Source organism: uncultured Brachyspira sp. (assembly GCF_944390595.1).
In the GTDB taxonomy this organism is placed as follows: Bacteria; Spirochaetota; Brachyspiria; order Brachyspirales; family Brachyspiraceae; genus Brachyspira.
This window is the reverse complement of record NZ_CALXRN010000127.1, coordinates 1-7,614: the sequence shown is the minus strand read 5'-3', so window position 1 is coordinate 7,614 and position 7,614 is coordinate 1. Positions and strand designations below refer to the sequence as shown.

The 7,614-nt window shown below is 24.7% G+C and carries 7 protein-coding genes; 6 read left to right on the top strand and 1 reads right to left on the bottom strand.

The features are described 5' to 3' along the window. On the bottom strand, nucleotides 1-883 hold an 883-nt coding region (locus Q0J90_RS07290), incomplete at its 3' end, for a BspA family leucine-rich repeat surface protein (RefSeq protein WP_297277276.1). 507 nt (nucleotides 884-1,390) lie between these two features. Between Q0J90_RS07290 and Q0J90_RS07285 the strand changes: the two genes are divergently transcribed. From Q0J90_RS07285 to Q0J90_RS07260, 6 genes are all read left to right on the top strand, one after another. After that, nucleotides 1,391-3,388 carry an ankyrin repeat domain-containing protein gene (locus tag Q0J90_RS07285; protein ID WP_297277275.1) on the top strand — a complete coding sequence of 666 codons (1,998 nt, stop codon included), beginning with the start codon at nucleotides 1,391-1,393 and terminating at the stop codon, nucleotides 3,386-3,388. A 144-nt stretch (nucleotides 3,389-3,532) separates the two neighbouring features. After that, on the top strand, nucleotides 3,533-4,537 hold the full coding sequence (locus Q0J90_RS07280; protein WP_297277274.1) for a tetratricopeptide repeat protein: 1,005 nt from the start codon (nucleotides 3,533-3,535) through the stop codon (nucleotides 4,535-4,537). Between the two features lie 15 nt (nucleotides 4,538-4,552). Continuing rightward, complete coding sequence (locus tag Q0J90_RS07275; RefSeq protein ID WP_297277273.1) at nucleotides 4,553-5,815, top strand: tetratricopeptide repeat protein; 1,263 nt, start codon at nucleotides 4,553-4,555, stop codon at nucleotides 5,813-5,815. A 100-nt stretch (nucleotides 5,816-5,915) separates the two neighbouring features. Next, complete coding sequence (locus tag Q0J90_RS07270) at nucleotides 5,916-6,290, top strand: hypothetical protein (protein WP_297277272.1); 375 nt, start codon at nucleotides 5,916-5,918, stop codon at nucleotides 6,288-6,290. A 24-nt stretch (nucleotides 6,291-6,314) separates the two neighbouring features. After that, a complete protein-coding gene (locus Q0J90_RS07265) occupies nucleotides 6,315-6,764 on the top strand; it encodes a tetratricopeptide repeat protein (protein WP_297277271.1) in 450 nt (149 codons plus the stop codon). A gap of 23 nt (nucleotides 6,765-6,787) precedes the next feature. Then, nucleotides 6,788-7,614 (top strand): lipopolysaccharide assembly protein LapB (locus tag Q0J90_RS07260; protein ID WP_297277270.1); only part of this gene is annotated, 827 nt, incomplete at its 3' end.

The window sequence follows — 7,614 nt, the reverse complement described above, 5'->3', positions numbered from 1 at the left end:
GATTAAAACTTTCAGCACCGCAAAACATACTACTCATATTTTTTACGTTTGAAACATTCCAATTATTGATATCCTGATTAAAACTTTTAGCTCCCTCAAACATACCAATCATTTTTTCTGTTTTACTTACATTCCAATTATTAAGAGGCTGATTAAAATTATAAGCCCCTGCAAACATACTCTGCTTATTTTCAACATTAGAAACGTCCCAATTATTTAAAGTTTGATTGAAATTTACAGCTTTATAAAACATACCTGACATATCAGTAACTTTTGAAACATCCCAATTATTAAGAGGCTGATTAAAATTTTCAGCTTCAAAAAACATACTATACATTTTAATAACATTACCTACATTCCAACTATTCAATGGAAAATTGAAATTTTCTGTTTCAAAAAACATACAGCTCATATTTTCAACATTAGAAGTGTCCCAATTATTTAATGGCTGATTAAAAAGTTTACAACCGCAAAACATATATTCCATATTAATGACTTTAGATACATTCCAATTATTAATATTACTATTGAAATTAACAGCATTACAAAACATACTTGACATATTAGTAACTTTAGAAACGTCCCAAGTATTCAAAGGCTGATTAAATTTCTCCGCAAGGCAGAACATATTACTCATATTCTTAACTTTGGATACATTCCAATTAGATATATCATGATTAAAGCTTTTAGCACTGAAAAACATAAAACTCATATCTTTAACATTTGAAGTGTCCCAAGTTTCAATACCGCTGAAATTTCTTAGCATAGAATCTTTAAATAATCCTGACATATCTGTTATTAGGCTTGTATCTATTTTATTAAATTTTATCTTTTTTTCTATCAAATCCATCAATTCATCTTTTGTTTGAGGTTTGTGTTTCATTATTATGTTTCCTAATCATTTTTATTTATTATATATTCTTTAACTTATTTTGCAATTTTATTCCATTTAATATTATTTTAACCTGCCCTTTAAAATTTAAAGTCTAAGTTTTAATTGAAAATTTTATTTATATTAAAAACTTAAATTATAAAAGCACACCCGCCCAAATTTTAATTAGATTTAGCATTTAATTAACGCACGGTAAATGCATTTTGATAATAAATTTAATTTGAATTAATAATGAAGCTCATATTGTTAGTTTTATTCTGCGTGCGGTAAGATTACTATAAATTTAAATAAAACTTGGGCGGGTGTTAAAATTTCTAATAAATCAGCAAATATAATAAAGTTAAATATCTGGTTTTTTAATAAAAAATATAAAAGGGCGGGAATTAAGAATAAAATTTTATTTTATATGAAAATTAAATTTTTTTGATGTACTTGATATTTATTTATTATCTAATATACTTATAAAAATTATTATTTTCTTATATTGGAGTACCAAAGGTGAGACATATTAAATTTTTAGCGGTATTTTTAACTTTTAGTTATTCTATATTTGCATTAACTGCAGGTGAAGCAAGTTTATTTCAGGCTATTAATGCTAAAAATGCCGGCGATGTATCAAATATTTTATCTAGTTCTAATGATATAGATATTAATGTATTAGATGATGAAGGATATACTCCTTTACATAAAGCAGTTTATAATAGAGATATAAATACGATAAATGAGCTTTTAAAAGTAAAAAATATAAGTGTAGATTCCAAATTAGATATGAAAGTCAGCATAGATAATTGGTTTTTAGGCGGTTCTACTCCTATGATATTGGCGGCTTTTATGGGTGATGCTGATATAGTTACTTTATTACTAAATAATAAGGCTAATATAAGAGCCAGAGCTGCTGTTGATGGAGCTATGGCTATACACCTTGCTGCTGCTAATGGAAGAAATGATGTAATAAAAATTTTATTAGCTAGAGATCCTGAATTAGTAAATGTTGTAGATAATAGAGATAATACTCCATTGCATTGGGCTGCTATGAAAGATAAGAAAGATACTATTCAGCTGCTTATGGAAAATGGGGCAGATATAGAAGCTAAGGATGCTGACGGATGGACTCCTTTGCATTATGCAGCTGCATTTTCTTCAGTAGACACTGTTCAAACTCTTGTTGATTTGGGAGCAAATAAAGAAAGTAAAGCAAAAGACGGAAGCAATCCTATGGATTATGCAAGACGCGATGATGTTAAAAATTATTTGGCTGGAAATGATAATATAAAAAGAGAAGATACTGAAAAAGAGAACTTAGAAGAGGAAACTGTTTTAGCTGATAACAATAATGCGGATAGTAATAATGAGGATAATAATGAGCAGGCTTCTGCAGAAAAAGAATTAGAAGAAAAAACTGAAGAGGATGTACCTGATAAATCAGTGTTGGAAGGCGGCGACACTTATGCAAAAAAACAAGAAAATCAGACTAATAATACAGAATTGAATGTGAAACAGCTTGAGCTTTTAGTTGCTGTAAAAAATAATGATATAATAGCATTGAATAACTTAATTAAAGAAGGAATTGATCCTAACTTTGCTGATGAAAATGGTTATTCTCCTTTACATTTGGCAATTATTAATAATAGCCTTGATTCCGTTGAGACTTTGCTTTCTTATAAAGATATAGATAAAGAGGTAAAACTTCCTTATGAGGCTACTATGGATAATTGGTATCTTGGCGGAGCTACTCCTTTAATTGTTGCTTCATATATAGGAAATGCTGATATAGTTTATACACTTATTAATGCTGGATGTAATATTAAGGCTAGAGATGATGTAGACGGAGCTATGCCTATACATGTTGCTGCTGCTAATGGAAATGATGATGCTGTAATATTATTATTGGAAAAAGATAAAACTTTAGTTAATGAGCTTGATAATAACGGAGGCGACACTCCTTTGCATTGGGCTGCTATGAAAAATAAACCTAGTACAATTGAAGTGCTTTTCAAATATAATGCTGACAGCAAAATAAAGAATTCTGATGGAAATACAGCTTTACATTATGCGGCAATGTATGCTTCTTCTGATGTCATAGAAAATATAATTTCTGCTGATAAATCAAGTGTTAACATTGCTAACAATGAAGGCGTATATCCTATACATTATGCTGCTTTGGAAGATAATGTTGATGCTTTAGTAGTTTTAGTTCAACAAGGCAGTGCTGATGTTAATATAACAGATTCTGATAAAGATACGCCGCTTCATTATGCTGCTTCTTATGGAAATATGGATTCTGTTATGGCTTTAGTAGAAAAATGCAATGCTGATAAAACATTGAAAAACGTTGATGGTTATACTGCTGCTGATTTAGCTGCTGATAATGGATATAACAATATAGCAGAGTATTTAAGAAGCGATACTGAATATGTACAACCTGAAAATAATACTGAAGAATTAGTCTTACCAGAATATAAAAAGAAACGAGATTTAAGTAAAAAATGGTGGTAAGTTTTATATTATAATTGTGATTGATTAAGAGGCTTAGAATTAATATTTCTAAGCCTCTTTTCTTTTGCATGATTTTACGACAGTTTTTGTCATATAAATTATTTATAATATTAATAGTTTAGAAATGTTTTTAAGGGGAATAAAATGCAAGATAATAAAAAAAATTACACAATAGAAGAAATTGAAGCCATAATAAATAAAAGAATAAATAATGAAGAACTTGAAGAAAAGGATGCAGATTACCATGAAAAATCTCAAGAAATATTAGAGGAGTATTTAAAAAAAGATTCTAATAATATAGAATTATTATTTTTATTAGGCTTAGTGCAGTATGATTATTTATATATTAATAATGATGAATATAAAAAAGTAATAACAACATTTAAAAAACTTTTAAATCTTAATTATAAAAAAGATAAAGTTTTATACTATTTAGCATCATTATATTATAGGGATTGCTATTACAATGATTATGAAAAAATTATTCAATTATTAGAAAATGCTGTTAAATTAAATAATAAAGATTCTGAGTACTGGTATTTATTAGGAAATATACATTTTAATATAAAAAAAGATTATAATAAAGCTCTATACTATCATAAAAAAGCAGCTGAAATAAATTATACAGAAACAATTAATAACAACAAAAAATATTATTATTATACATTGGGGCAAATAAATTTATATTTAGGGAACAGTAAAGATGCTATAGAAAATTTTAAAAAAGCTATAAAGGATTTAAGAGATTATTTTGATGAAAATGATAATTATTGGCATTACTTAGGATTAAGCTATGAAAAAAATGGACAGTATGATGAAGCTTTAAAAAATTATAAAAAAGCATTAAACATAAATGTAAGAAGTGAGCTAGATGATTATTTTTATAAAAAACTTTATACAATAAAATCATTATATGATTTATATAAAAAACTCGGTAAAAATGCTAAAGCTATAGAAATGTTAGAAAAAAATATAGAAAAAGATGTTTCATCTCCTTTAATGCTTATATCCTCTGAATATAATATTTTTAAAGGAAGCGAAACTTATAATGATATAGTTCAGACATATACTAATATAATAAAATGTCATCATAATTTAAAATATACATTTGTTGTATTCAGTGATGATTCATCAGACTTATATAAATAAGATGCATGCTGTGAAATGTTAGCATACTTATATAAAAGATATGGAGAATATGATAAATCTATAGAATTATATAATCAAATATCTATAGAAAATTATAAAAATATGGCTGAAACATATAGAGAATATAAAAATTATGATAAGGCAATAGAGATATATAAAATGCTTATAAAAATGTATCCAGATAATAAATTAAATTATTATATTGATATTGCTCATACTTATGAAGAGGCAGAAAATTATGAAGAAGTTGTTAATTATTATAATGAGGCTTTAGAAATTGGTACTCCTATATACTATTTTGAAGAGATTGCTTATGCCTATGAAAAGTTAGAAAAATATAATGAGGCTATTAAATTTTATAATAAACATATAGAGCTTATTGAAAAATATAGTATTAAGAAAGCAGATAAATTGTATGAAGAATTAATGAATAGTTATATAAAATTAGAAGATAAGCAAAAAGCAATAGAAACTATAAAAAATAGGCATTTAATTTCTTTTGATAATATTAGTATTTATTATAAAAAAATAATTGATAATTATGTAAAACTAGGAGATAGGCAAAAAGCAATAGAAATATATAATTCTATGATAGAGTACTATGAAAAAAATACAGATGAAGATAAAGATTACTATCAATTTCTAAAATATTTAAGGGATTTATATTTAAAATTTGATGATAAAGAAAAATCAGCAGAAACATATAATTTTATAATAGAGTTCTATGAAAAAAATATAGATGAAGATAAAGATTATTATCAATTTTTAAAATATTTAGGGGACTTACATTTAAAATTTGATGATAAAGAAAATGCATTAGAAAAGTATAATAAATCAATAGAATTATGTATTAAAAAAATAGAGGATTTAAAAAATGAAAATGCATTAGATACGATTGAGAAATATAAAGATTGTTATATGAAAGATTTATCATATTTGGCATTATTATATCAAAAAGTTTCAAAGCCAGGTGAAAGTATTCCAATTTATGAAGAGATTATAAAAATATATAAAAGTCTAATAACTGACAAAAATGATTTATCAGACATATTTTATTTGAGTTCTATTGCAGAGTTATATATAAAGTTAGAAAATAAAAATGAAGCTTTAGAAACATATAAAAGAGTATTGGAAATATATACATATAAAAGCTCAGATATTAAAGACGAAAAAGAAAGAACTATTAAATTAATAGAAAAAAGAATAAATGATATAGAATTAGGGAAAGAAGTAGAAACAGCATGTATATTCACATTATCATCTAGGAAATATTTATAATATATTTTGATAATATTATTCAAAAATAAAAGCCTAATATATTTTTATCATACTAGGCTTTATTAGCTAATTAATTTTTTATAAAAAATAGGAGAATAAAATGCCTGATAATAAAAAAAATTACACAATAGAAGAAATAAAAGAATTAATAAATAAAAAAATAAATAATGAAGAACTTGAATATGATGATGTACTTTACTATAAAGAAGCTCAAGAAATATTAAAGAAGCATTTAAAAAAAGATCCTAATAATAAAGAATTATTATTTTTATTAGCTCTGGTGCAGTATGATGATTCATATTTTAATAATGAATATAAAAAATTAAGAATAACATTAAAAAAACTTTTAAATCTTAATTATAAAAAAGATAAAGTATTATACTATTTAGCAGCATCATATTATTATGACGGAGATTATGATAATAATAAAAAAATACAGAAAGAAATTATTGAATTATTAGAAAATGCTATCTAATTAAATAATAAAGATTCTGAATATTTGTATTTACTTGGAACAGCATATTTCTTTGTTATAAAAGATTATGATAAAGCTATAGAGTTTCATAAAAAAGCGGCTGAAATAAATTATACAGAGACAATTCGTAACCATAAAGAATATTATTATTATAGATTAGGGAAAATAAATTTATATTTAGGAAAAAGCCAAGAGGCTATAGAAAATTTTAAAAAAGCTATAAAAGATTCAATAGATTGTTTTAATGATTTTTATAAAGCGTCTGATTATTGGCATTATTTAGGCTTAAGCTATGAAAAAAACGGACAGTATGATGAAGCTTTGGAAAGTTATGAAAAGGCATTAGATATAGATGTAAGAAGCGAGTTAGATGATTATTTTTATGATTGTTTAAATGCATTAAAATCATTGTATGATTTGTATAAAAAACTCGGTAAAAATGATGATGCTATATACGCCTTGAAAACAGTATAGAAAAGGATATATCAGCACCATTTATGATTATACCTTTTGATGATAATGATTTTAAAGGAAGCGAAACTTATAATGATATAGTTCAGGCATATAATGATATTATAGATGATAGTTGGTATTATCATCTGTCAAATGCATGCCGTGAAGAGCTCGCAGACTTTTATACAAGATATGGAGAATATGATAAAGCTATAGAATTATATAATCAAATATCTATAGAAAATTATAAAAATATAGCTGAAACATATATAAAAGCAAAAAATTATAAAAAGGCAATAGATACATATAAAATTATTATAAAAATGCATCCTGATAATGCATTGAATTGTTATATTGATATTGCCCGTAATTATGAAGAGGCAGAAAATTATGAAGAAGTTGTTAATTATTACAATAAAGCTATAGAAATTGACAGTGAAAATTCAGACTATTATATTAATGTTGCTGAAATTTATAAAAAATTAGAAAACTATGAAGAAGCTATTAATTATTATAATAAAGCTATAGAAATTTTAAATAAACCATGCAAATATCATGAAGAATTAGCAGAATGTTATGAAAGGCTTGGAAAATACAATAATGCTATAGAAGCATATAAAGAATATTTAAAAATAGATGATGATGAACTATTCTTATATGATACATATACAAATGACAGCACTAAACTTGATACATTAAAAAAGATTGCTTCTTTATATGATGAACTTAATGATATAGAAAATAGAAATTTATATTATGAAAAAGCCATAAAAAAATGCAGAGAACTTATAAAAAAAGATAAGAGAAACAAAAAAGAATATTTAAAAGAAATAGCAGATATTTATATAAAAATAGGAAATAAAGAAAAAGC